The following is a 26008-nucleotide window of genomic DNA, read 5'->3' on the forward strand; positions in this document are numbered from 1 at the left end:
AAATCCAGATGACATTACTCGCTTCGCTGCGCGACTGGCTTAAGGCGCAACAACTGGATGCAGTGCTTCTCTCATCACGGCAGAACAAACAGCCGCATCTGGGGATCTCCACCGGATCTGGTTATGTGGTGATTAGCCGAGAAAGTGCGCACATTCTGGTGGATTCGCGATATTACGCGGATGTGGAAGCCCGCACGCAAGGCTACCAGCTGCATTTGCTTGACGCGACGCACACGCTTGCAACCATCGCCAGGCAAATCATTGCCGATGAGCAGTTGCAAACGCTCGGTTTTGAAGGCCAGCAGGTGAGTTGGGAAACCGCGCACCGCTGGCAGTCTGAACTCAATGCGAAACTGGTTAGCGCCACGCCGGATGTGCTGCGGCAAATCAAAACGCCAGAGGAGGTGGAGAAAATCCGCCTTGCCAGTGGGATTGCCGATCGCGGTGCAGAGCATATTCGCCGCTTTATTCAGGCGGGGATGAGCGAGCGCGAGATTGCCGCTGAACTGGAGTGGTTTATGCGCCAGCAGGGCGCAGAAAAAACCTCTTTTGACACCATTGTCGCCAGTGGCTGGCGTGGGGCGCTGCCGCACGGCAAAGCCAGCGACAAGATTGTTGCAGCGGGCGAGTTTGTCACTCTCGATTTCGGTGCGCTGTATCAGGGCTACTGCTCTGATATGACGCGCACCTTGCTGGTGAATGGCGAAGGGGTGAGCGCCGAATCTCATCCGCTGTTTAACGTCTATCAGATTGTTTTGCAGGCACAGCTCGCAGCAATCTCTGCAATTCGCCCCGGCGTGCGCTGCCAGCAGGTTGACGACGCCGCGCGTCGGGTGATTACCGAGGCAGGATTTGGCGACTATTTTGGTCACAACACCGGTCATGCTATTGGCATTGAAGTACACGAAGATCCGCGCTTTTCACCGCGGGATACCACGACGCTACAGCCAGGCATGTTACTGACCGTGGAGCCGGGGATTTATTTGCCAGGGCAAGGGGGCGTGCGCATCGAGGATGTTGTGCTGGTCACCCCGCAAGGCGCAGAAGTGCTCTACGCCATGCCGAAAACAGTGTTGCTCACGGGAGAGGCATAATGGATTTATCGCTATTAAAAGCGTTGAGCGAGGCAGATGCGATCGCCTCCTCGGAACAGGAAGTGCGGCAGATCCTGCTGGAAGAAGCGGATCGCCTGCAAAAAGAAGTGCGATTTGATGGTCTGGGATCGGTGCTGATCCGCCTCAATGAATCGACAGGTCCGAAAGTGATGATCTGTGCGCATATGGACGAAGTTGGATTTATGGTGCGCAGTATCTCCCGCGAAGGGGCGATTGATGTGCTGCCGGTTGGCAATGTACGCATGGCTGCCCGCCAGCTGCAGCCGGTGCGCATCACCACCCGTGAAGAGTGCAAAATTCCAGGCCTGCTTGACGGCGACCGGCAGGGGAATGATGTCAGCGCCATGCGCGTGGATATTGGCGCGCGCTCGTATGACGAAGTGATGCAGGCGGGAATTCGTCCAGGCGATCGCGTCACGTTCGATACCACTTTTCAGGTTCTCCCTCACCAGCGGGTGATGGGGAAAGCCTTTGATGATCGCCTCGGTTGCTATCTGCTGGTGACGTTACTACGTGAGCTGCACGACGCCGAACTGCCTGCGGAAGTGTGGCTGGTGGCAAGTTCCAGCGAAGAGGTGGGATTACGCGGCGGGCAAACTGCCACCCGCGCGGTGTCGCCGGACGTCGCCATTGTGCTTGATACCGCCTGCTGGGCGAAAAACTTTGATTATGGCGCGGCTAACCATCGCCAGATTGGTAACGGGCCGATGCTGGTGTTAAGCGACAAGTCGCTGATTGCGCCGCCAAAACTTACCGCCTGGGTCGAAACCGTGGCGGCAGAAATTGGCGTGCCGTTGCAGGCAGATATGTTCAGCAACGGCGGCACGGACGGCGGGGCGGTGCACTTAACCGGCACCGGCGTGCCCACAGTGGTGATGGGGCCAGCAACCCGCCATGGACATTGCGCCGCATCGATTGCCGATTGCCGCGACATTTTGCAGATGCAGCAACTTTTATCTGCCCTTATTCAACGTCTTACGCGTGAGACGGTTGTTCAACTGACGGATTTCAGATGATCTCCTGATTAACCCGGAGCGGTTATGCTAACGATTCAATTTCTCTGTCCTTTGCCTAACGGTCTTCATGCCCGTCCGGCGTGGGAACTTAAAGAACAGTGCAGCCAGTGGCAAAGCGAAATCACCTTCATCAACCATCGCCAGAACGCAAAGGCCGATGCCAAAAGCTCGCTGGCGCTGATTGGCACCGGCACCTTATTTAATGACAGTTGCAGCCTGAACATTAGCGGCAGCGATGAAGAGCAGGCGCGGCGCGTGCTGGAAGAGTACATCCAGGTGTGCTTTATTGACAGCGACAGCGTTCAGCCAACGCAGGCAGAACTGACGGCGCATCCGCTGCCGCGTTCATTAAGCCGCCTTAACCCGGATTTACTGTACGGCAATGTGCTGGCAAGCGGCGTCGGCGTGGGTACGCTGACCCTGTTACAAAGCGACAGCCTCGACAGTTATCGGGCAATCCCCGCCAGTGCGCAAGACTCCACCCGGCTGGAGCACAGCCTGGCAACGCTTGCCGAGCAACTGAACCAGCAATTGCGTGAGCGTGACGGCGAAAGCAAAACTATCCTCAGCGCCCATTTGTCGCTGATTCAGGATGATGAGTTCGCGGGCAATATCCGTCGCCTGATGACAGAACAGCATCAGGGGCTGGGGGCGGCGATCATCAGCAATATGGAGCAGGTTTGCGCCAAACTTTCTGCTTCTGCCAGCGATTATCTGCGCGAACGTGTTAGCGACATTCGCGATATTAGCGAACAGTTGCTGCATATTACCTGGCCGGAACTGAAGCCGCGCAACAATCTGGTGCTGGAAAAACCGACTATTCTGGTGGCCGAGGATTTAGCCCCAAGCCAGTTTTTAAGCCTGGATTTAAAAAATCTTGCGGGCATGATTCTGGAGAAAACCGGGCGCACCTCGCATACCCTGATTCTGGCCCGCGCCTCGGCGATCCCGGTACTGAGCGGCCTGCCGCTGGATGCGATTGCCCGTTATGCCGGGCAACCTGCAGTGCTTGACGCCCAGTGCGGCGTGCTGGCGATTAACCCGAATGACGCGGTGAGCGGTTATTATCAGGTCGCGCAGACGCTGGCGGATAAACGCCAAAAACAACAGGCGCAGGCTGCCGCGCAGCTGGCTTATTCCCGTGATAACAAGCGTATTGATATCGCGGCGAATATTGGCACCGCTCTGGAAGCGCCTGGCGCGTTTGCCAACGGCGCGGAAGGCGTCGGGCTGTTCCGTACCGAAATGCTCTATATGGATCGCGACAGCGCGCCGGACGAGCAGGAGCAATTTGAAGCCTACCAGCAGGTGCTACTGGCAGCGGGCGACAAGCCGATTATCTTCCGCACAATGGACATCGGAGGCGATAAAAGCATTCCTTATCTGAATATTCCCCAGGAAGAGAACCCGTTCCTCGGCTATCGCGCGGTACGTATTTACCCGGAATTTGCTGGCCTGTTCCGCACTCAACTGCGGGCCATTTTGCGCGCAGCCAGTTTCGGCAACGCCCAGTTGATGATCCCAATGGTCCACAGTCTCGATCAGATCTTATGGGTGAAGGGCGAGATCCAGAAGGCGATCGTTGAGCTTAAGCGCGATGGTTTGCGTCACGCAGAAACGATCCCTCTGGGGATCATGGTGGAAGTACCGTCGGTGTGCTACATCATCGATCACTTCTGCGATGAGGTCGATTTCTTCAGTATCGGCTCCAACGATATGACCCAGTATCTGTATGCGGTCGATCGTAATAACCCGCGCGTATCGCCGCTATATAACCCGATTACGCCATCGTTCCTGCGCATGTTGCAGCAAATAGTTACCACTGCGCATCAGCGGGGCAAATGGGTAGGCATTTGCGGTGAACTGGGCGGTGAAAGCCGTTATCTGTCGCTACTGCTTGGGCTGGGCCTGGATGAGCTGAGTATGAGTAGCCCGCGCATTCCGGCGGTGAAAAGCCAGCTTCGTCAACTGGATAGCGAGGCGTGTCGGGAACTGGCACGTCAGGCGTGTGAATGTCGCAGCGCGCAGGAAATTGAAGCGTTACTCACCGCCTTTACGCCGGAAGAAGACGTTCGCCCACTGCTGGCGCTGGAGAATATCTTCGTTGATCAGGCCTTTAGCAATAAAGAGCAGGCGATCCAGTTCCTGTGCGGTAACCTCGGCGTTAACGGGCGCACTGAACATCCGTTCGAGCTGGAAGAGGATGTCTGGCAGCGGGAAGAGATTGTCACCACTGGCGTTGGTTTTGGCGTGGCGATCCCGCACACCAAATCTCAGTGGATCCGTCATTCCAGTATCAGCATTGCCCGGCTGGCGAAACCGGTTGACTGGCAGTCAGAAATGGGCGAAGTCGAACTGGTGATCATGCTGACGCTGGGTGCTAACGAAGGGATGAATCATGTGAAAGTCTTCTCGCAGCTGGCGCGTAAACTGGTGAATAAAAACTTCCGCCAGTCGTTGTTTGCCGCGCAAGATGCACAAAGTATCCTGACGCTGCTGGAAACAGAATTAACCTTCTGACGTTAGCCCTGAAAACGGGCGCTGTACTCTCCCGGCGTCAGACCAAACTGACGCCGGAAAACGCGACAAAAATAGTCGCTATCCGGAAAACCGCAACGCTGTGCCACTTCATGAATTGACAGATGATATTTCTGCAAAATCATCCTCGCCTTCGCCATTCGCACCCAACGCACATATTCGATAAAACGCATTGTTCCATGCTGAGCAAACAGTTTTGACAGATGATTGGGCGTGATATTAAAAAACTGTGCCACGCTCTCGCGGGTGAGCTGCTGGGCATAATTATCCTGAACCCAGTTACAAATGCTGTGATAGAGAAAATCGCCGCGCGGCTGCGAATTGCCCGGTGGCATATTCACCACGTTGCGGCAAAGATGCAGCAAACTTAACACCAGTGGCTGAATGATATTCTGCTCCAGCGGCGAACGGCTAAGATGGGTGAGGGCGGTAAGTATCGCTTCACCTTCACCGCGTTGCAGGCTGGGAAGCTGGATCTGGCGAGCAGGATGCAACAACGACGTGGTGCGGCTATCGTAAAACGATAACCCAAGCCAGGTCGGTGCGAACACCAGACTTAACAGCATCACCGGTTTGTTGTTGATCGGTAAATTAGCCGCGCGCGCCGGAATAAACAGCATTTCTCCTTCCACCAAACGTTGCTGCTTTGCTTCCAGCAGATTGCCGTATTCGCCGCGCAGCACGATATCCAGACGGGGAAAATCAATACATAAACTGCCCACCGGCAACGAGGCAGGCTGGCTGGCAAACCAGACGCGCCCCAGTAGTTGCGGGTTAAGCACCAGGCCGCTGAACAGATCGGCGAAAAATTGTTGATCGGCGGGCAAGCCTGGTGCTTTCATGAAAGTTCCCGATTAAAGATGCATTAACTGGCGAAATTCTTTTACTTTGCTGCGGCTGACTGGCACTTCAAAATCCAGATCTTTCAGCCGCAGAATATAGGTGTTATTAAACCACGGTTCGATTTCGCGGATTTTGTTCAGATTGACACAAAATGAGCGATGGCAGCGGAAAAAATGCGACGGCGGCAGTTTGCTGCAAAATTCGGTAATGTTCATCGGCATTACGTAGGATTCACGCCGCGTATAGACAAAGGTCATTTTCTCGTGCGCTTCGGCGTAATAGATATCGTTAATTGGCGTGACGATTATTCGCTCATCTTTCACCAGATTAATGGTGTCATTCTCACGCGTTACCGTCGCGGCAGGCGTGCTGCTGGTCTGCTGTTGTTGCCAGGCCGCTTCCAGTTTTTGCAGCATCCCGGTAATGCGTGACTCCTGATACGGTTTGAGAATGTAGTCAAACGCCTCCAGTTCAAACGCTTCTACCGCATGTTCTTTCCACGCGGTGATGAACACAATAAACGGTTTATGGGCGAACTGGCTGATGTTTTGCGCCAGCAACACACCATCCAGCGACGGAATATTGATATCCAGAAAAATGGCGTCGACGCGGTTATGCTGCAAAAACTTCAACACGTCCAGACCGTCGTCAAAGGTGCCGACAATCTCCATCTGGCTGTGCTCTTTAATTAGCCAGCTCAGTTCCTGTTGTGCCAGGAATTCGTCTTCAACAATGATGACTTTCACAATATCACTCCGGCTCAAAGCAATAACGTAGCCTGTGAGGCGACTGGGGTGCGTTGGTTAGGAATGTAAAACGCAATTTCCGTTCCTGGTTCCAGGCGGCGGATATGCAGCCCCTCGCCATACAATAACTTCACGCGATGATGGACATTCAGCAGGCCAATTTTATTGCCCGGCATTTCATTCGCTTCGACCCGCTCAATCACCTTTGGATCGATGCCGTGCCCGGTATCCCGCACGGCAATGCGTACCCGATTGCCGCACTCTGCAACGCTGATGGTGACAACGCCTTTACCTTTGCAAGGCTGGATACCGTGGACAATGGCATTCTCCACCAACGGCTGGATCAGCAGGCTGGGAATGCAGCAATTCACCTCTTCATCAATATCATAGATAACCGTCAGCTTGTCGCCAAAGCGGGCCTGCTCAATGGCAATATAGTCTTTAATTTGATACAGCTCTTTTTTGATATCGATTTGCTCATCGTCTTTTAATTCAATGTTATAGCGCAGATAACGCGACAGATTAAAGATCAGCTGGCGAGCAGTATCCGGATTCAGACGGATTGACGATGAAATAGCGTTCAAAGCGTTAAACAGGAAATGGGGATTAATTTTGCTTTGCAGGGCGCGAAGCTCTGCCTTATTTGCCATTTCACGTAGCTGCTCGGCGCGTGAAACCTCCAGTTGCGTGGAGATGATTTGCGACAGACCAACCGCCATTTCCTGTAATGACGAGGTTATCTGATGCGCGTGGCAGTAGTAAATTTTCAGCGTTCCGGTCACAACGCCTTTCTCCCACAATGGGATCACCAGCATGGAATGAATCTCTGGTGTGCGGTGGGCTTCATCATTGTTTTTAATGATGATTTTTCCGTAATTCATCGCCTGACGGGTAGTCGGGCTAATGAAGTCATCGCCATTCTGATAGTTATGTTCACCCACGCCAACATAGGCCAGCACATGATCGGTATTGGTAATCGCCACCGCATCGGCGTGAATGTCATCGCGAATAATTTCACAAACTTTGCGTAATGACTCGCTATTGACATGGCGAAACAGAGGTAGCGTTTTGTTGGCGATATCCAGCGCCAACTTGGCCTGCCGCGCGGCGCTGGCCTCTTTTTCGCCCTCAACGCTTTGCACCAGAAGCACAATAAAGCCGATACAGACGCTGCCGAGGATCATTGGAATCCCGATTTTAGAGACGATATCGATCCCCAACGCGGTAGTTGGTGCCCAGACAATCACCAGAATCATGGTCAACGTTTCACACAACATGCCGCCGAGAATACCGACGCGCCAGCGCTGTGCTTTGGGGATTTTCAGGTTGATCCAGCCCGATATACAACCAGCCAGAATGCTGGTGATAAAGCAGGGGATCGCCGTCACGCCACCGATATCAATTAAATAACGATGAATACCCGCAATCACGCCGGTAATGATGCCCACCCACGGGCCAAACAGAATCCCGCCGGACATCACCGCGATAATACGTACGTTCACCAGCGAGCCTTCTACGGGAACGCCGGACCAGGTGCTGAAGAGGGCGAACAGAGAGAAAATGGCGGTAACGGCGAGCAACTCTTTCGGTGAGTGTGCCGACTTGTGCAACAGTTCGCGAAACAGGCGGATACGGATGAGAAAGAACAGGCAGATAAGCATTAACGCTGCCCGATCGAAGACCGCCAGCAGCATGTTGAATATTTCGTGCACGGGTGACTCTGAATAAGGATTAAACCTCTATGATAGGTAACCTGAAGGCTGATGACCAGCAGGCCGTTTTTGAGGAAAAACCACAATTTTAAAAGGGGATTGATAGATAAATGGTGTATTAGCAATGCATCTCTTGATAATGCACTTCTGGTTGGTAAATTTATTGAAATTATTATGTTAATAAAATGAGTGGTAATTTTCTTGTTAGCGCAGATAATTTTCCTGTTTTTAAAGCAGAGTTCCTCATTTAACGTCATTAATAAAAATGTTCTAAAACGCTGGACAGACAGAAATTAATCAGGCTATTTTCAAAACAGCCACCATCGTGGCAGCGTCGCTCGGACGGTCCGGGCGCTAACGTTAATCTGAGGAAATTATGGCTGACACTCGCCCTGAACGTCGCTTTACGCGCATTGATCGTCTCCCGCCCTATGTTTTTAACATTACCGCTGAACTGAAAATGGCTGCGCGTCGGCGCGGCGAAGATATTATCGATTTCAGTATGGGTAACCCGGACGGTGCGACTCCGCCGCATATCGTCGAAAAATTATGTACTGTGGCCCAGCGCCCGGACACGCATGGTTACTCCACTTCACGCGGTATTCCGCGGCTACGTCGCGCCATTTCCCGCTGGTATCAGGATCGCTACGACGTTGAAATCGACCCGGAATCAGAAGCCATCGTCACTATTGGTTCGAAAGAGGGCCTGGCGCATCTGATGCTGGCGACACTGGATCACGGTGACACAGTGCTGGTGCCGAATCCAAGTTACCCCATTCATATTTACGGCGCGGTGATTGCCGGGGCTCAGGTACGCTCAGTGCCGCTGGTGGAAGGTGTCGATTTCTTCAACGAACTGGAGCGCGCCATTCGTGAAAGTTATCCGAAACCGAAGATGATGATCCTCGGCTTCCCGTCGAACCCAACCGCGCAATGCGTGGAACTGGAGTTCTTCGAAAAGGTTGTGGCGCTGGCGAAACGCTACGATGTGCTGGTGGTCCATGACCTGGCCTATGCCGATATCGTCTACGATGGCTGGAAAGCGCCGTCAATCATGCAGGTGCCGGGTGCACGCGATGTGGCGGTCGAGTTCTTTACGCTGTCGAAAAGCTACAACATGGCGGGCTGGCGTATCGGCTTTATGGTTGGCAACAAAACGCTGGTCAGCGCCCTGGCACGTATTAAAAGCTATCACGATTACGGCACCTTTACGCCGTTGCAGGTGGCGGCGATTGCGGCACTCGAGGGCGATCAACAGTGCGTGCGCGACATTGCCGAACAGTACAAACGCCGCCGTGATGTATTGGTTAAAGGGCTGCATGAAGCGGGCTGGATGGTCGAAATGCCGAAGGCTTCGATGTATGTCTGGGCGAAAATACCGGAACCGTATGCTGCCATGGGCTCGCTGGAATTTGCCAAGAAATTGCTTAACGAAGCGAAGGTCTGTGTCTCTCCGGGGATTGGCTTTGGCGACTATGGTGATACGCATGTGCGCTTTGCACTGATTGAAAACCGCGACCGTATTCGTCAGGCGATTCGTGGGATTAAAGCGATGTTCCGTGCCGACGGTTTACTACCCGCCAGCAGCAAACATATTCACGAAAACGCGGAATAAACACCGACCTCAGAAATGCAAACAGGAGCCTGATGGCTCCTGTTTTTCATTGCACAGTTTGCTTTTAGATCATCAGGGCAAAAGTACCGGCCCAAACGATGACCATAAAAGAAATGCCCATAAAGAAATATTTCACTTTACATCTCTCCGCGTAATTGCTGTTACGCCTGAATGACTTCATTACACCTGATACAGTGAGTTGACACCGGGCAAAACGACCTTAAAAGTCCTGTATTTTACCGTGGGCATCACCCCAGAATTCTGAGCTAAACTGCTCGAGACGGCGCTAATGTACGCCTAAAACTGAAACGAGACAAGAGGCATTTTCTTATTTACTTTTAGTAACTTACAGGTGTCTCATATCGGCGACAGTTTAATTTCTGACGGTAATAATTAGATATTCAGCGAAGGAAAAAACCTTAAGAAAAAAGCCATAAAAACCATGAGGTTATTATGGCTTATGTGAGGAGGTAAAGAGTCAGAGCAGTTTGTTAAATGTATAACGACGATTCTCCCACCGGGCGCGTTTTAAAGCGACGGTGGATCCAGAGGTACTGCTCCGGTGCGCGCATGATTTCTTTCTCGATAATCTTGTTCATATAGGCAGCGGCTTGATTTTCATCTGTCGGGTAGCCTTCCATCTCTGGGGTGATGAACAAACGATATCCGCTGTAATCCGCTTTTCTTACCATCGTTACGGTCAACATGGCTGCGCCAGAGAGACGGGAGAGAACATAGGTGCCATTGGTTGTGGCGACATTTTCTACCGCAAAGAACGGCGCGAAGGAGCTGCCTTTACGACCATAATCCTGATCGGGAGCAAACCATACCGCTTCACCTTTCTTCAGTGCACTGACAATGCCGCGCAGATTATTTCTGCCGATCATCGCTTTGTTAGAGCGCATGCGACCACGGGTCTGCACCCATTCCATCAGCTGATTATTATGTGGACGATAGGTAGCCATCATTGGCTGACAAAGTCCCATCACGCGGCCGCCCAGTTCCAGCGACATAAAATGGACGCCGACAACCATTACGCCGCGATTTTGCATTTGTGCGCGTTTAAGGTTATCCAGCCCTTCAACATCAAACCATTTACGTACGCGACTGTCGGGCCAGAACCACGCCATGCCGGTTTCTACCAGCGCCATGCCGAGTGAACGAAAGTTTTCGGCAATCATCTTCTCGCGTTCTTCCGCAGAATGCTGCGGGAAGCAAAGTTCCAGGTTTTTACGGGCGATAGATTCACGCCGTTTCAGGAATGGTCGCGCCATTGCGCCAATACGCGTGCCGAGAAAGCAGAGAACAGGATAAGGAAGCTGTACCCAAAGCCAGAGTACACCAAGCCCAAACCATGTGAGCCAGTAGCGAGGATGTAGAAACTCGCGGGAAAATTTGCATTGTGGAAACATAGTTACCTTCTGTAGATACGAATTGTTGTATCGCAGAAGATTCCATGTCGACAGCGGTACACTCAATTGGTTGGGCCATCATGTACGACAATGGTTCCTGTAAAGAGTGTAAAGACTAGTCAGGACATAACCACGAGGAGCATGAATGCGGTGGCTCTACTTTATCACTGGCTGACTGCTTTCAGCTACTGATTATTAATCGTGCAAAGTAAATATTTTTCCGTACATAACAGTCTTGCATTTAACATACTGTTTTCATTGATGCTTAGCAAAAATTGCCAGAGGTTAAGGATTGTCTTACTATTAAAGTGACTGAAGTTACAGGTTTTTTAGCGCGGCAGGAGGTTGAGCTATGATTTATTTATGGATGTTTCTCGCCCTGTGTATTGTCTGCGTAAGCGGCTACATCGGTCAGGTACTGAACGTGGTATCGGCGGTCTCTTCTTTCTTCGGCATGGTGATCCTCGCTGCACTCATTTATTACTTCACCATGTGGTTAACAGGCGGTAATGAACTGGTGACGGGGATATTTATGTTTCTTGCCCCGGCTTGTGGCTTGATGATTCGCTTTATGGTGGGGTATGGCAGGCGGTAGTGGGTCAGGATGGCTCATTTGGGCAGGTGTTCACATCAGCATCAGACATGATTGCTCACCTGCCATGTGACAGACGCTATCGCACAGGATGAATAAGATAACTCGCCTTTGTCGGATAAGTGGGCGTGGTTTCTTCTGTGAGGTTTAATGGTGGCGCATCTTCTCTCATCTTAAACAAAATCGCCTGTGATGGCTGAAATTTTGTAGAGTGAGTTGTCGTCATCGCTGACGTTTTTTCCGTCTCTTTATAGCTCGCCTCACTACCACCACCAGAAATAGAAAATGCAAAAACATTGCATGCCATAATAGAGACCAATAAAAATAAGCTAAAAAGCATTAAGTTTACTTTCATAGAAAGTTATCCTGAAAATGGTTCACTGAAAACCTACGACGTTATGGCTGTATTTACATATAATTAATCAGTATTTACATCGATATAATAAATGACATCTCTTTGTGGTATATAAGAATAGTTCTCTGTGACAGGAAGCAGATTCCTACAACTGTAAGATTAAAATACTTCTTGCGATAATAACTACAAGTGTAAGATAACCCTTTCAAAATGACCGTTGCTCTCTGATTTCTCATTTCATGCTCACCCAATATGATGGCGGCGTTTTCTAAAACTGTTAAAGAATGAGGTAAGTATGAAACGTTTAATTATGGCTACGATGGTCACAGCTATTCTGGCATCTTCAACTGTATGGGCTGCTGATAATGCACCGGTAGCGGCACAACAGCAAACTCAGCAAGTTCAGCAAACCCAGAAAACGGCAGCAGCAGAGCGTATCTCTGAACAAGGTTTATATGCGATGCGTGACGTGCAGGTAGCGCGCCTGGCTCTGTTTCATGGCGATCCGGAAAAGGCAAAAGAACTGACCAATGAAGCTTCCGCTTTGTTGTCAGATGACAGTACCGAATGGGCAAAGTTCGCTAAGCCAGGTAAAAAGACCAATCTCAATGATGACCAATATATTGTCATTAATGCATCTGTCGGAATTTCTGAGAGTTATGTAGCGACACCCGAAAAAGAAGCCGCGATAAAAATTGCCAATGAAAAAATGGCGAAAGGGGATAAAAAGGGCGCAATGGAAGAGCTTCGCCTGGCCGGTGTTGGTGTAATGGAAAACCAATATCTGATGCCGCTTAAACAGACTCGTAATGCACTTGCTGATGCGCAGAAACTGCTTGATAAAAAGCAATACTACGAGGCAAACCTGGCGCTTAAAGGTGCGGAAGATGGAATCATCGTCGATAGCGAAGCACTGTTTGTGAACTAATGCTGACTGGCAGTATATTGAGGTAAAGGATTTAACTCCCTCCAGACGACAATTTTTTATGACCACAATACGACAGGTTGTGGTCATAAAATTATTTGGCGCTCGCTGTTCTATAAACTCGCATTTTATATTCCTCAAAGTAAACCGCAATAATCCCGTGTCATCACAAATCATTTAATATGTTATATTTTATGGTACGCTTTAAAAAGCGTAATCATACCCTTACTTGTAAATCACCGGCGCTTCTTACAGTTGTAAGAATAACATCACAAATGTCGCGACTCTCTCTGATTACCACGAACCAATATTTATCATATTCTTCTTTTCGTCCTCACTACTTACCATGCAGAAAGGAATTGGAAGTAGCGATGAAATGATTTTCAGCACTTGATACAGGAATGTAAAAATATCGAGTGCAGCTACGACGATATTTTGCGGATTATTTATAGAGGCGTTATGCCTTAAATAAACGCTAAATTAACACATATTTAATTAACTAATAGGTATTGCTATGTCAACTCCACTTCAAGGAATTAAAGTTCTCGATTTCACCGGTGTGCAATCTGGCCCATCTTGTACTCAAATGCTGGCCTGGTTTGGCGCTGACGTTATTAAAATTGAACGTCCCGGCGTTGGTGACGTAACGCGTCACCAGCTGCGAGATATTCCTGATATCGATGCGCTTTACTTCACCATGCTTAACAGTAACAAACGTTCTATTGAGTTAAATACCAAAACAGCGGAAGGCAAAGAGGTAATGGAAAAGCTGATCCGCGAAGCTGATATCTTAGTCGAGAACTTTCATCCAGGGGCCATTGATCACATGGGTTTCACCTGGGAGCATATTCAAGAAATCAATCCACGTCTGATTTTTGGTTCGATCAAAGGGTTTGATGAGTGTTCGCCTTATGTGAATGTAAAAGCCTATGAAAACGTTGCTCAGGCAGCGGGTGGCGCGGCATCCACTACGGGTTTTTGGGACGGTCCGCCGCTGGTAAGCGCTGCAGCGTTGGGTGACAGCAACACCGGAATGCATTTACTGATCGGTTTACTTGCTGCTTTGCTGCATCGCGAAAAAACGGGGCGTGGGCAACGAGTCACCATGTCAATGCAGGATGCCGTATTGAACCTTTGCCGCGTGAAATTACGCGACCAGCAGCGTCTCGATAAATTGGGTTATCTGGAAGAATACCCGCAGTATCCGAATGGCACATTTGGTGATGCAGTTCCCCGCGGAGGTAATGCGGGTGGTGGCGGTCAGCCTGGCTGGATCCTGAAATGTAAAGGTTGGGAAACCGATCCTAACGCCTATATTTATTTCACTATTCAGGAGCAAAACTGGGAAAACACCTGCAAAGCCATCGGCAAACCAGATTGGATTACCGATCCGGCATACAGTACAGCCCATGCCCGACAGCCACATATTTTCGATATTTTTGCTGAAATCGAAAAATACACTGTCACTATTGATAAACATGAAGCGGTGGCCTATTTGACTCAATTTGATATTCCTTGTGCACCGGTTTTAAGTATGAAAGAAATTTCACTTGATCCCTCTTTGCGCCAAAGTGGCAGTGTTGTCGAAGTGGAACAACCGTTGCGTGGAAAATATCTGACAGTTGGTTGTCCAATGAAATTCTCTGCCTTTACGCCAGATATTAAAGCTGCGCCGCTATTAGGTGAACATACCGCTGCTGTATTGCAGGAGCTGGGTTATAGCGACGATGAAATTGCTGCAATGAAGCAAAACCACGCCATCTGATATTAACGGGGGCTTCTGGCTCCCAATTTATAAAAATTTCGAGGTTATTAATCATGTCAGATCAACTTCAAATGACAGATGGTATGCATATCATCGTTGAAGCATTAAAACAGAATAATATTGACACTATTTATGGTGTTGTAGGTATTCCTGTGACGGATATGGCGCGCCATGCCCAGGCGGAAGGCATTCGTTATATTGGTTTTCGTCATGAGCAGTCGGCAGGCTATGCCGCTGCGGCAAGCGGTTTTCTTACCCAAAAACCAGGGATCTGCCTGACAGTGTCTGCGCCAGGATTCCTCAATGGTTTGACCGCATTGGCCAACGCAACGGTAAATGGTTTTCCGATGATCATGATTAGCGGCTCCAGCGACCGCGCGATCGTCGACCTACAGCAAGGTGATTATGAAGAGCTGGACCAAATGAATGCGGCAAAACCGTATGCCAAAGCAGCATTTCGCGTTAATCAGCCGCAGGATCTTGGCATTGCATTGGCACGCGCTATCCGGGTCTCAGTATCGGGTCGCCCTGGCGGAGTTTATCTTGATTTGCCAGCAAATGTCCTGGCCGCGACGATGGAAAAAGACGAAGCGTTAACCACGATTGTAAAAGTTGAAAATCCGTCGCCAGCATTATTGCCATGCCCGAAGTCAGTCACTAGCGCAATTTCGCTTTTAGCAAAAGCTGAACGGCCATTAATTATCCTTGGCAAAGGCGCGGCGTATTCACAAGCTGACGAACAGCTTCGTGAATTTATTGAAAGTGCCCAGATTCCATTCCTGCCAATGTCTATGGCGAAAGGGATCCTCGAAGATACGCATCCACTTTCTGCGGCAGCTGCGCGTTCGTTTGCCCTGGCAAATGCTGACGTTGTCATGCTTGTTGGTGCACGACTGAATTGGTTACTGGCACACGGTAAAAAAGGATGGGCGGCAGATACACAGTTTATTCAACTGGATATTGAACCGCAGGAAATTGACAGCAACCGCCCCATTGCTGTGCCAGTCGTTGGCGATATTGCATCCAGTATGCAAGGTATGCTGGCAGAACTGAAACAAAACACATTTACGACTCCACTGGTATGGCGCGATATTTTAAATATCCACAAGCAGCAAAATGCACAAAAAATGCATGAAAAATTGAGTACAGATACCCAACCATTAAATTACTTTAATGCATTGAGTGCTGTGCGCGATGTATTGCGTGAGAACCAGGATATTTATTTAGTTAATGAAGGGGCAAATACCCTGGATAATGCACGAAATATTATTGATATGTATAAACCACGTCGTCGTCTGGATTGTGGCACCTGGGGTGTCATGGGCATCGGTATGGGCTATGCCATCGGTGCTAGCGTGACTTCTGGTTCTCCGGTTGTCGCCATTGAAGGTGATAGTGCTTTTGGTTTCAGTGGGATGGAAATTGAAACGATTTGTCGATATAACCTGCCGGTGACAATCGTTATTTTTAATAATGGCGGCATCTACAGAGGAGACGGTGTTGATCTCAGTGGCGCTGGTGCACCATCACCAACGGATCTGTTGCACCATGCAAGGTATGACAAATTAATGGATGCGTTTCGTGGCGTTGGCTATAACGTCACCACGACAGATGAACTTCGTCATGCTTTAACCACCGGTATTCAGTCGCGCAAACCGACCATTATTAACGTGGTCATCGACCCTGCAGCAGGAACTGAAAGTGGCCATATTACCAAACTGAACCCAAAACAAGTCGCTGGTAATTAAATACTGACATCGTCTCCTCTTGCCAACTCATTATGCGATGGTGAGGGGACCCTTATCGGAAATACTATTATGCTAACATTTTTTATTGGCGATTTATTGCCTATTATCGTAATCATGCTGTTGGGTTATTTTAGCGGCAGACGAGAAACATTTTCAGAAGATCAAGCTCGGGCATTTAATAAACTGGTATTAAACTACGCGCTTCCTGCGGCTCTATTTGTATCTATTACCCGGGCAAACAGGGAAATGATTTTTGCGGACACTCGTCTGACCCTTGTATCACTTGTGGTTATTGTCGGATGTTTCTTTTTCTCCTGGTTCGGTTGCTACAAATTTTTTAAACGTACTCATGCAGAAGCAGCTGTATGTGCATTAATTGCAGGTTCACCTACTATTGGATTCCTGGGATTTGCAGTTCTCGATCCTATTTATGGTGATTCCGTATCAACAGGTTTAGTGGTAGCAATTATTTCTATTATTGTTAACGCAATTACTATTCCTATTGGTCTGTATTTGCTGAATCCTTCCTCAGGAGCGGATGGTAAGAAGAATAGTAATCTGAGCGCATTAATTTCTGCGGCAAAGGAGCCTGTAGTATGGGCACCTGTTCTGGCAACGATCCTGGTGCTGGTTGGGGTAAAAATTCCGGCAGCATGGGACCCAACCTTTAATCTGATTGCGAAGGCTAACTCAGGGGTAGCGGTATTCGCTGCGGGGTTGACTCTGGCTGCACATAAATTCGAGTTCAGTGCCGAAATTGCTTATAACACCTTCCTGAAGCTGATTCTGATGCCACTGGCGCTGCTTCTTGTTGGTATGGCATGTCATCTGAACAGCGAACATCTGCAGATGATGGTACTGGCAGGCGCATTACCGCCGGCATTCTCCGGAATCATTATTGCCAGCCGGTTTAATGTCTACACCCGCACTGGTACAGCGTCATTGGCTGTGAGCGTACTGGGTTTTGTCGTCACGGCTCCCTTGTGGATTTATGTCAGTCGACTGGTTTCATAATTAATCATGTTATTGATTTTACATAAATGCCGAAGTGTCTTTTCACCTTCGGCTTTTTTCAAGGCATAAGCAAATGACAAATAATGAAAGCAAAGGGCCGTTTGAAGGCTTATTAGTTATCGATATGACACATGTCCTTAATGGACCTTTCGGAACTCAACTTCTTTGTAATATGGGCGCAAGGGTAATTAAAGTTGAGCCACCAGGTCATGGTGATGATACCCGCACATTTGGTCCCTATGTGGATGGACAGTCACTCTATTACAGTTTTATTAATCATGGTAAAGAGAGTGTGGTTCTTGATTTAAAGAATGATCACGATAAAAGTATATTTATAAATATGCTTAAACAAGCTGATGTATTAGCTGAGAATTTTCGCCCAGGTACAATGGAAAAACTGGGGTTTTCATGGGAAAGGTTACAAGAAATCAACCCGCGCCTCATATATGCTTCATCGTCAGGTTTCGGACATACCGGTCCGCTAAAAGATGCTCCTGCCTACGATACCATCATTCAGGCAATGAGCGGGATAATGATGGAAACAGGGTACCCTGATGCTCCGCCAGTGCGTGTTGGTACCTCTCTTGCGGATCTATGCGGCGGTGTTTATTTATTCAGCGGAATAGTGAGTGCACTTTATGGCCGCGAAAAGAGCCAAAGAGGGGCGCATGTCGATATAGCGATGTTTGATGCCACGCTGAGTTTTCTGGAGCATGGTCTGATGGCATATATTGCGACAGGGAAGTCACCACAACGCCTGGGAAATCGCCATCCCTACATGGCACCTTTTGATGTTTTCGATACTCAGGATAAGCCGATTACGATTTGTTGTGGTAATGACAAGCTTTTTTCTGCGTTATGCCAGGCACTGGAGCTTACGGAACTGGTTAATGATCCCAGATTTAGCAGCAATATTTTACGCGTACAAAACCAGGCTATTCTTAAACAATATATTGAGCGGACGTTAAAAACGCAGGCAGCTGAAGTTTGGTTAGCCAAAATACATGAAGTCGGTGTGCCCGTCGCGCCGTTATTAAGTGTGGCTGAGGCCATTAATTTGCCACAAACTCAGGCGAGAAATATGTTGATTGAAGCCGGGGGAATAATGATGCCGGGTAATCCGATAAAAATCAGTGGCTGCGCGGACCCGCATGTTATGCCGGGAGCGGCAACGCTCGACCAGCATGGGGAGCAAATTCGCCAGGAGTTCTCATCATAAATGTAAGATGTGCTGGTAAATAGCTCCCACATTTGAACATTGTGGGAGCCGCTATTTAGTCATTTTGCTGACAGAAAACAGCAATCTCCTGGTCCAGCTCTGCAATGTGTTCTTTTACAGAGTTCAGCAACTGAAGAATTTCAGGCTTACTGTCATCTGAAACAGGTGTTATTTCTAACTGATGGCTAATATTAATCAACTTTTGCAAATTCAGGATGTTAGCCGCACCGTGGATGCGATGAATACATTGATGGAAAGTTCTGTTATCGCCAGCTTCTAGTGCATGAAACGCAGCGGGTAGATCTTTATGCGTTTCATGCTGGAAAGTCATGAGAATCTCCTGCATCAGTTGTAGATCGTTCGCCGTATTATTTTTCAGGGCTTCGATATCAAGGTGGCGATACTGAGGTGCAATATGCGCAACCTGGTGTAACTGACTTAAATGTGTTTTCAGTACATCCAGGGTCAACGGTTTGAACAAACATAAGTTCATGCCGCAATTTAACCCTTTTTCACGTTCGTTAGCCTGTGCGTTGGCTGTAAGCCCCCAGATGGGTAAGGAAGAATTTTGCTCACGGAGTTTGCGAGTCAACTCAAAACCATCCATATTCGGCATATTAACGTCAGTAATAAGCAGATCATAATGTTGCATACTGACTTTGTGTAGCGCTTGCACACCATCAGTGGCTTCATCAACATCATATCCTAATAGATTTAGCTGGCGTTTGAGTAATAGCCTGTTGGTCGGATGATCATCCGCGATTAATATGCTCAACTTTTCAGGTAGTGTGATGGGTTGTTCTGCTTTTGCCTCGACAGTCGCCACTTGTTGGATAATTTCTACCGGGATTGTGATCGTAAATGTTGTTCCTATGCCTGGATGACTTTCTAATGACAAATCACCCTGCATGTTTTTAATTAATTCTTTGCAGATCATTAAGCCTAAACCAGAACCTGTTTGCTGACGACCTGCACTTGTTTGGCTATAGCGTTTAAACAGTTGTTGTTGTTCTTCCTGCGATAATCCACTTCCAGAATCCATAATCGTCATTTTGATTACAGCGTGGTTGTCATCAATGTGAACCAGGGAGGTCGTAATTTTTACTGCCCCCTCGGTGGTAAATTTGAGAGCATTACTCAGTAAATTTGATAAGACCTGCTTAAACGCCTGAGGGTCGATCTTAACCAGGTAATGTTCAGGAAACGTACTGCTGCAACTTAATGCGATCGATTTGCTTGCAGCAATCGCACCGAAAGAGTGACAAGTGTTCTGGACTAAAGTAGGGATATCGACCCATTGTGGTTGAAGTTGATAGTTACCCGATTCAATTTTGTCGACATCAAGGATTTCACCAATTAAGCCGAGGAGTGATTGTCCGGTGGCGTAGGCAAGTGAAATCGCCTCCACCCGTTGCTCCTTGCTAAGACCAGAACCCGACAGAAGTTCCAGGAAGCCCATAATGGAGCTTATTGGTGTTCTTATTTCGTGACTCATTGTTGCCAGAAACTGACTTTTTGCGACAGTTGCATTGATCGCTTTATTTCTCTCTACTTCGAGTGCATGAATTAAATCACGCGTCTCGGTAATATCTTGCCAACCACAAATATAAACAGCATGATCGCTGGCTGGCAGATTGCATAATGTATGCCAGTGATTAATGCATCTTTTCTCGATGCCATTATCAATTTCAAATACCTGTGTGTATATTGTTCGATTTTCTTTCGTTTCTGCTGTGACTTCATGCGCATTAGAAAAAACATCTTTAAAGGGTGATTCACTGTTTTCTAATGGCAACATTGCATTTTTGTAGTAATCAGCAGTGAAATAATGTTCAAATGCACTATTGTGACTAATGACATTACCTTGCCAGTTTACAACATAAGTTGGATTCGGTAAGGAGTCCGAGAGCGCTTTCCGGAATGATATTTGGTTTTCTAAATCACCCTGAATGACTTTACGACGACGAACTGAGCGTAACAGGTAGAATCCCCATAAAAGGCTACTGCCAACTAATAAAACGGATAATGTCGTAACAATATAAAATTGCTCGCTATAGAGGTCCCATGTGTCAATGGTCACATTGGGCATTTTAATCCATTTTTCGGTCAGGCGCAGAACTTCGCTTGGGGGGATTGCATTCAGTGCTTTATTAATAATATCCTTAAGTTCCGGTTCTCCGCGAGGAAAAGCGAACGAAAGCGATGCATTCGGAACGCCGGGAATAAGAAAATGATACAGTTCATTAGGATAGTAATGGTCGATCATGTAACGCGAATTTAACTGTGTCGCGACCAGAGCATCAAGTTCGCCTTCCTTGACCTTGTGAAATGCAGCGCTGGCGTTATCGACTTTTATCCACTCTACCTCCGGATACATCTCTTTTAATTGCGAATGAAGCTCATAATAATATGGAATGGCAACTTTCATTCCTTTTTTTAATGTTTGTTCACTGTCAGGCGCTTTTTGCATGACAAAAACGTAAGGCGTTGTTATGAAGGCTTCAGCAAATAAAACATTATTTTCTCTATCTTCACTATAAATAGCACCGGGTAATATATCCCATCCGCCGGGATTCAGCTGTGTTCCAGCATGGATATTGTGTGAAACGGTGATCGGAGAAAAATTTAAACCTGTTTGCAAAGTAATAATATTAAGAATATCCCCCATAACGCCCCGAACCGAGCCATTTTCATCCGTCATAGAATAGGGAGGGGAGTAAGGATTTTCCAGCACCTTTAAATCGGGATGCTGCTTAATCCATTGTTTTTCATGTTCAGTGAGTTCTAATGGTTTGTTCAGAAAGGCCAGGTTTCCTGTATCAAGCCAATTTTGTGATACTTCATAGCGAACTTCATTTGTCAAAGCATCAACAAATCGATTGAGTACTTCATTAAGAACGACAGATTCTTTTCTGGTCAAGAAAAAATTATATTGACGCGGTGAGTTATAATATTTCACTACATTTAAGGAGTGAGTGAAATAGCGGGAAATCATACTGCTGGTAATGATGTTACTACCAATAAAGTAATCATTCTGTCCGGCTGAGACGGATGCTAATGCCTGATATAAATTTGTAAAAGAGATAATTGTTGCTTTTGGAAATGATTGATGAATTACCTCGTCAGGGGGATAATTTGCTACTCGAGCAATATTTACTGGTTTTGATGAGGTAAGCGGTCGCATTGAATCGTGAAGGGTGGTGACCAGCGCCGGAAAGGTAATTATCAGTGGTTTGGTTGCAGCAATGTCATCATTAAGAGGCGGCGAAGCAACTAAATGTGATAACACTATATCGACTTCACCTTCTTCCAGCGCGTCCATTGCTTTTTGATGATCGGCGTATTCCCGGAGTGTTAATTTGATATTTAACGCTCTTTTTAAAAGATTTAAATAATCAGCATTAATACCACGCACCCGTTGCTGCGAATCGGTATGCAACAACGTAGCCGTTTGGGACTTGTGTACTGCAATCACAAGATTTTTTTTGCTCGCTAACCAACGTAATTCCTTGTTGCTCAGACGTAGTGGATCAAGTGTGACACGGTTGTTACTACTGATGCCACGATATTCGATGTAATCTTCGTCTGCGAAACTTATGGTCGACCAAAGACCACAACAGAGAAGAAAAATATAGGGTAAAAACTTCATGTGGTTAGCCGATTTTGTTACGTTGTGCGAATGTGTAAAGATCCATCAGTGATTTACATTCTAATTTTTCCATCAGGCGACTTTTATAAGTGCTGACAGTTTTGTTGCTGATGAACATTTTTTCAGCAATGTCATTATTATCCTTGCCATCAAGAATATAGCGCATGACACTAATTTCTTGTTTCGATAAGGAGTCGAGTTTTTGCTGGTCGGACGTTAAACTTCCAACAAACCGGTTGAGAGAGAAGGGGAAATAGCAGTAGCCATTTTTTGCAGCTTCAATAGCCGCAATGATATTGTTCATGCCTTCTTTTTTACTCACGAAACCATTAGCGCCAGCATCAGCACAATGTTTCCCGTAAAAATGGTCATTTTTAGCGGAGACGATAATAATAATTCCGCTATATTGGCGCTTCCTCAGCGTTTCTAACACCTGGATACCGTTAACTCCGGGGATATCGACATCAATGATGACGATATCAGGCTTAAGTGTTTCCACCCGCTGAACGGCACTTCCGCCTTCAGTCAACTCTGCTAAGATTTCAATATCGTTTTTGATCAATAAATTACGAATTGCTGCGATAGCAAGAGGATGGTCATCAATAATTATTGCGTTCATAGATTATTCCCTTTGCAATGAAGCATCTCCCTTCTCCCTGTAGTAATACAGACATAAGGCATCATCTCATTTTCTCAATAAAAATAAGAAAATTTGAGCTTCCTTTAAGATAATTCGACAAGTATACCATATAAATAGTCGGCATATATGAAATGTCAACAATAAAATCAGGGATTGTACCGATGATTTATAGTTTCACATTAGCACTATAAGTCTTCTCACTAATCCTACAGGCGTAAGAATTGTATTGCAAAAGCCACGGTTTAGTCCTCTGTTGTTTTTTTTGCACCTCATTTAAATTAGGCCTCCAACGTTCCTGGGATAATGTGCAACACATGCACTGTGTTTGATATGAAGAATGAATACTCTTTTCATTCAATTCATAAATTTCATCTATGCGAAATGAGAGATAAAAGTGGAACAGATTAATTCAAATAAAAAACATTCTAACAGAAGAAAATACTTTTCTTTATTGGCGGTAGTTTTATTTATTGCGTTTTCAGGTGCCTATGCCTATTGGTCAATGGAATTAGAAGACATGATTAGTACAGATGACGCCTATGTCACGGGGAATGCAGATCCAATTTCTGCACAAGTCTCAGGTAGTGTCACTGTCGTTAATCATAAAGATACGAACTACGTTCGACAAGGTGACATTTTAGTTTCACTGGATAAAACTGATGCCACTATCGCACTCAATAAAGCTAAAAATAATCTGGCAAATATTGTTCGGCAAACGAATAAACTGTACTTACAGGATAAACAATACAGTGCCGAAGTCGCTTCAGCACGTATTCAGTATCAACAATCTTTAGAAGATTATAACCGTCGTGTGCCTTTAGCGAAGCAGGGGGTTATTTCAAAAGAAACGCTGGAGCATACCAAAGATACGTTAATAAGTAGCAAAGCGGCATTGAATGCCGCTATCCAGGCTTATAAAGCGAATAAAGCTTTAGTAATGAACACACCATTAAACCGTCAGCCACAAGTCGTGGAAGCGGCGGATGCAACCAAAGAAGCCTGGTTGGCGCTTAAACGTACGGATATTAAGAGTCCGGTTACCGGCTATATTGCCCAGAGAAGTGTTCAGGTCGGCGAAACAGTGAGCCCCGGACAATCGTTAATGGCTGTCGTACCGGCACGTCAAATGTGGGTTAATGCCAACTTTAAAGAAACACAACTCACGGATGTACGGATTGGTCAATCGGTCAATATTATCAGCGATCTTTATGGTGAAAATGTTGTGTTTCATGGTCGGGTGACAGGGATCAATATGGGAACCGGCAATGCGTTCTCCTTATTACCTGCACAAAATGCGACAGGGAACTGGATCAAAATCGTTCAGCGTGTACCGGTTGAAGTTTCTCTTGATCCAAAAGAACTCATGGAACACCCCTTGCGCATTGGTTTATCGATGACTGCAACTATTGATACGAAGGACGAAGACATTGCTGAGATGCCTGATCTGGCTTCAACCGTGACCTCCATGCCTGCTTATACCAGTAAGGCTTTAGTTATCGATACCAGTCCGATAGAAAAAGAAATTAGCAACATTATTTCGCATAATGGACAACTTTAATGGCAATCACTAAATCAACTCCGGCACCATTAACCGGTGGGACGTTATGGTGCGTCACTATTGCATTGTCATTAGCGACGTTTATGCAAATGTTGGATTCCACTATTTCTAACGTCGCAATACCGACAATATCTGGCTTTCTGGGAGCGTCAACAGACGAAGGCACCTGGGTTATCACCTCGTTTGGCGTAGCAAATGCCATTGCGATCCCTGTTACCGGCAGGCTGGCACAAAGAATAGGCGAATTAAGGTTATTTTTACTTTCAGTCACTTTTTTTTCGCTGTCTTCCTTAATGTGTAGTTTATCGACCAATCTTGATGTTCTGATATTTTTTAGAGTCGTTCAGGGGTTAATGGCGGGGCCGTTAATTCCACTGTCACAGAGTTTATTATTAAGGAATTATCCACCAGAAAAAAGGACATTTGCTCTGGCATTATGGTCAATGACCGTGATTATCGCTCCGATATGTGGGCCGATATTGGGCGGCTATATTTGTGATAACTTTAGCTGGGGTTGGATATTTTTAATCAATGTCCCTATGGGGATTATCGTCCTGACATTATGCTTAACCTTACTTAAAGGAAGAGAAACTGAGACTTCACCGGTCAAAATGAATCTACCAGGACTGACCCTGTTAGTGCTCGGTGTTGGTGGCTTGCAAATTATGCTTGATAAAGGGCGCGATCTGGATTGGTTCAACTCGAGTACAATAATAATATTAACAGTAGTATCAGTTATTTCTCTGATCTCTTTAGTTATTTGGGAGTCGACCTCAGAGAACCCGATTCTTGATCTCAGTTTGTTTAAGTCCCGTAATTTCACCATTGGTATAGTGAGTATCACATGCGCGTATTTATTTTACTCTGGAGCGATCGTCCTTATGCCGCAGTTACTCCAGGAAACGATGGGGTATAATGCGATATGGGCCGGACTTGCTTATGCGCCCATCGGCATCATGCCACTATTAATTTCACCTTTGATAGGACGTTATGGCAACAAAATAGACATGCGGTTGTTAGTGACATTTAGTTTTTTGATGTATGCGGTTTGCTATTACTGGCGTTCTGTGACATTTATGCCAACGATTGATTTTACAGGCATCATTTTGCCACAGTTTTTCCAGGGATTCGCCGTTGCCTGTTTCTTTTTACCCTTAACAACGATTTCGTTTTCAGGGTTGCCAGATAATAAATTTGCCAATGCCTCGAGTATGAGTAATTTTTTTCGTACCTTGTCAGGATCAGTTGGTACGTCGTTGACAATGACGCTGTGGGGACGACGCGAATCGTTACACCATAGTCAGTTGACAGCAACCATCGATCAATTTAACCCCGTGTTTAATTCATCGTCACAAATTATGGATAAATACTATGGTTCGCTTTCAGGAGTTCTTAATGAAATTAATAATGAAATAACCCAGCAGTCACTTTCTATTTCTGCAAATGAGATTTTCCGTATGGCGGCTATTGCTTTTATCTTACTTACGGTTTTGGTGTGGTTTGCGAAACCGCCGTTTACAGCGAAAGGCGTTGGGTGATGGTAAAA

The 26008-nt window shown here is 47.0% G+C and carries 20 protein-coding genes; 12 read left to right on the top strand and 8 right to left on the bottom strand.

Going from position 1 to position 26008, the window contains the following annotated elements; genetic code table 11:
* The first annotated feature begins 8 nt into the window (after nucleotides 1-8).
* Genes ypdF through ptsP form a run of 3 tightly spaced genes read left to right on the top strand, consistent with a single transcriptional unit; the run spans nucleotide 9 to nucleotide 4651 of the window.
* Nucleotides 9-1094: an aminopeptidase gene (ypdF, locus tag ACJHW7_RS04950; RefSeq protein WP_000173265.1), complete on the top strand. Its 1086-nt coding sequence runs from the start codon at nucleotides 9-11 to the stop codon at nucleotides 1092-1094.
* The gene (gene ypdE, locus ACJHW7_RS04955; protein ID WP_000366028.1) at nucleotides 1094-2131 is read left to right on the top strand and encodes an aminopeptidase; all 1038 of its coding nucleotides are present in this window, start codon (nucleotides 1094-1096) and stop codon (nucleotides 2129-2131) included. Before ypdF ends, ypdE begins: the two co-directional genes overlap by 1 nt.
* Before the next feature lie 24 nt (nucleotides 2132-2155).
* Complete coding sequence (gene ptsP / locus ACJHW7_RS04960; RefSeq protein ID WP_021557052.1) at nucleotides 2156-4651, top strand: phosphoenolpyruvate--protein phosphotransferase; 2496 nt, start codon at nucleotides 2156-2158, stop codon at nucleotides 4649-4651.
* Nucleotides 4652-4653: 2 nt separating this feature from the next.
* Here ptsP and ACJHW7_RS04965 read toward each other — a convergent pair whose 3' ends face one another.
* The 3 genes from ACJHW7_RS04965 to ypdA are packed head-to-tail and all read right to left on the bottom strand — an operon-like array spanning nucleotide 4654 to nucleotide 7970.
* The gene (locus ACJHW7_RS04965) at nucleotides 4654-5511 is read right to left on the bottom strand and encodes an AraC family transcriptional regulator (RefSeq protein WP_021557051.1); all 858 of its coding nucleotides are present in this window, start codon (nucleotides 5509-5511) and stop codon (nucleotides 4654-4656) included.
* Between the two features lie 12 nt (nucleotides 5512-5523).
* On the bottom strand, nucleotides 5524-6258 hold the full coding sequence (ypdB, locus tag ACJHW7_RS04970; RefSeq protein WP_001295458.1) for a two-component system response regulator YpdB: 735 nt from the start codon (nucleotides 6256-6258) through the stop codon (nucleotides 5524-5526).
* A 14-nt stretch (nucleotides 6259-6272) separates the two neighbouring features.
* Entirely contained in the window at nucleotides 6273-7970 is a 1698-nt protein-coding gene (gene ypdA / locus ACJHW7_RS04975) for a two-component system sensor histidine kinase YpdA (protein WP_000544359.1), read from the bottom strand.
* A 376-nt stretch (nucleotides 7971-8346) separates the two neighbouring features.
* Between ypdA and alaC the strand changes: the two genes are divergently transcribed.
* A complete protein-coding gene (gene alaC / locus ACJHW7_RS04980) occupies nucleotides 8347-9585 on the top strand; it encodes an alanine transaminase (RefSeq protein ID WP_000785931.1) in 1239 nt (412 codons plus the stop codon).
* Nucleotides 9586-9649: 64 nt separating this feature from the next.
* On the opposite strand, the gene ypdK is transcribed toward alaC, so the two are convergent.
* Nucleotides 9650-9721, bottom strand: a complete 72-nt coding sequence (gene ypdK, locus ACJHW7_RS04985; RefSeq protein WP_010723117.1) for a membrane protein YpdK — start codon at nucleotides 9719-9721, stop codon at nucleotides 9650-9652.
* Between the two features lie 355 nt (nucleotides 9722-10076).
* A complete protein-coding gene (lpxP, locus tag ACJHW7_RS04990; RefSeq protein WP_000484406.1) occupies nucleotides 10077-10997 on the bottom strand; it encodes a kdo(2)-lipid IV(A) palmitoleoyltransferase in 921 nt (306 codons plus the stop codon).
* Nucleotides 10998-11349: 352 nt separating this feature from the next.
* On the opposite strand from lpxP, the gene ACJHW7_RS04995 reads away from it, so the two are divergent.
* Nucleotides 11350-11592, top strand: coding sequence for a YfdY family protein (locus ACJHW7_RS04995; RefSeq protein ID WP_000639883.1), 243 nt, complete (start codon nucleotides 11350-11352; stop codon nucleotides 11590-11592).
* A 76-nt stretch (nucleotides 11593-11668) separates the two neighbouring features.
* Here the strand turns inward: ACJHW7_RS04995 and ypdI are convergent, their stop codons facing one another.
* A complete protein-coding gene (ypdI, locus tag ACJHW7_RS05000) occupies nucleotides 11669-11944 on the bottom strand; it encodes a colanic acid biosynthesis lipoprotein YpdI (protein WP_000867657.1) in 276 nt (91 codons plus the stop codon).
* Between the two features lie 295 nt (nucleotides 11945-12239).
* Here ypdI and ACJHW7_RS05005 point away from each other — a divergent pair, with 295 nt between their 5' ends.
* The 5 genes from ACJHW7_RS05005 (at nucleotide 12240) to yfdE (ending at nucleotide 18615) form a co-directional block, all read left to right on the top strand.
* On the top strand, nucleotides 12240-12872 hold the full coding sequence (locus ACJHW7_RS05005) for a YfdX family protein (RefSeq protein ID WP_000825604.1): 633 nt from the start codon (nucleotides 12240-12242) through the stop codon (nucleotides 12870-12872).
* 511 nt (nucleotides 12873-13383) lie between these two features.
* Nucleotides 13384-14634 carry a formyl-CoA transferase gene (frc, locus tag ACJHW7_RS05010; RefSeq protein ID WP_000106757.1) on the top strand — a complete coding sequence of 417 codons (1251 nt, stop codon included), beginning with the start codon at nucleotides 13384-13386 and terminating at the stop codon, nucleotides 14632-14634.
* A 53-nt stretch (nucleotides 14635-14687) separates the two neighbouring features.
* Complete coding sequence (gene oxc, locus ACJHW7_RS05015) at nucleotides 14688-16382, top strand: oxalyl-CoA decarboxylase (protein WP_001283490.1); 1695 nt, start codon at nucleotides 14688-14690, stop codon at nucleotides 16380-16382.
* A 69-nt stretch (nucleotides 16383-16451) separates the two neighbouring features.
* Complete coding sequence (yfdV, locus tag ACJHW7_RS05020) at nucleotides 16452-17396, top strand: transporter YfdV (RefSeq protein WP_000955028.1); 945 nt, start codon at nucleotides 16452-16454, stop codon at nucleotides 17394-17396.
* A gap of 73 nt (nucleotides 17397-17469) precedes the next feature.
* On the top strand, nucleotides 17470-18615 hold the full coding sequence (gene yfdE / locus ACJHW7_RS05025; RefSeq protein WP_001433504.1) for a CoA:oxalate CoA-transferase: 1146 nt from the start codon (nucleotides 17470-17472) through the stop codon (nucleotides 18613-18615).
* A 55-nt stretch (nucleotides 18616-18670) separates the two neighbouring features.
* On the opposite strand, the gene evgS is transcribed toward yfdE, so the two are convergent.
* Nucleotides 18671-22264: an acid-sensing system histidine kinase EvgS gene (evgS, locus tag ACJHW7_RS05030; RefSeq protein ID WP_071843980.1), complete on the bottom strand. Its 3594-nt coding sequence runs from the start codon at nucleotides 22262-22264 to the stop codon at nucleotides 18671-18673.
* A 4-nt stretch (nucleotides 22265-22268) separates the two neighbouring features.
* Nucleotides 22269-22883 carry an acid-sensing system DNA-binding response regulator EvgA gene (gene evgA / locus ACJHW7_RS05035; protein WP_000991370.1) on the bottom strand — a complete coding sequence of 205 codons (615 nt, stop codon included), beginning with the start codon at nucleotides 22881-22883 and terminating at the stop codon, nucleotides 22269-22271.
* Between the two features lie 415 nt (nucleotides 22884-23298).
* Here evgA and emrK point away from each other — a divergent pair, with 415 nt between their 5' ends.
* Together emrK and emrY are read left to right on the top strand one after the other, a co-directional pair.
* Nucleotides 23299-24462: a multidrug efflux MFS transporter periplasmic adaptor subunit EmrK gene (gene emrK, locus ACJHW7_RS05040; protein WP_040234850.1), complete on the top strand. Its 1164-nt coding sequence runs from the start codon at nucleotides 23299-23301 to the stop codon at nucleotides 24460-24462.
* Entirely contained in the window at nucleotides 24462-26000 is a 1539-nt protein-coding gene (gene emrY / locus ACJHW7_RS05045) for a multidrug efflux MFS transporter permease subunit EmrY (RefSeq protein WP_001018714.1), read from the top strand. The genes emrK and emrY overlap by 1 nt, the downstream gene beginning before the upstream one ends.
* The last annotated feature ends 8 nt before the right edge of the window (nucleotides 26001-26008 follow it).

It is taken from the genome of Escherichia sp. WS1152, from assembly GCF_046487665.1.
GTDB classification, from domain to species: domain Bacteria; phylum Pseudomonadota; class Gammaproteobacteria; order Enterobacterales; family Enterobacteriaceae; genus Escherichia; species Escherichia coli.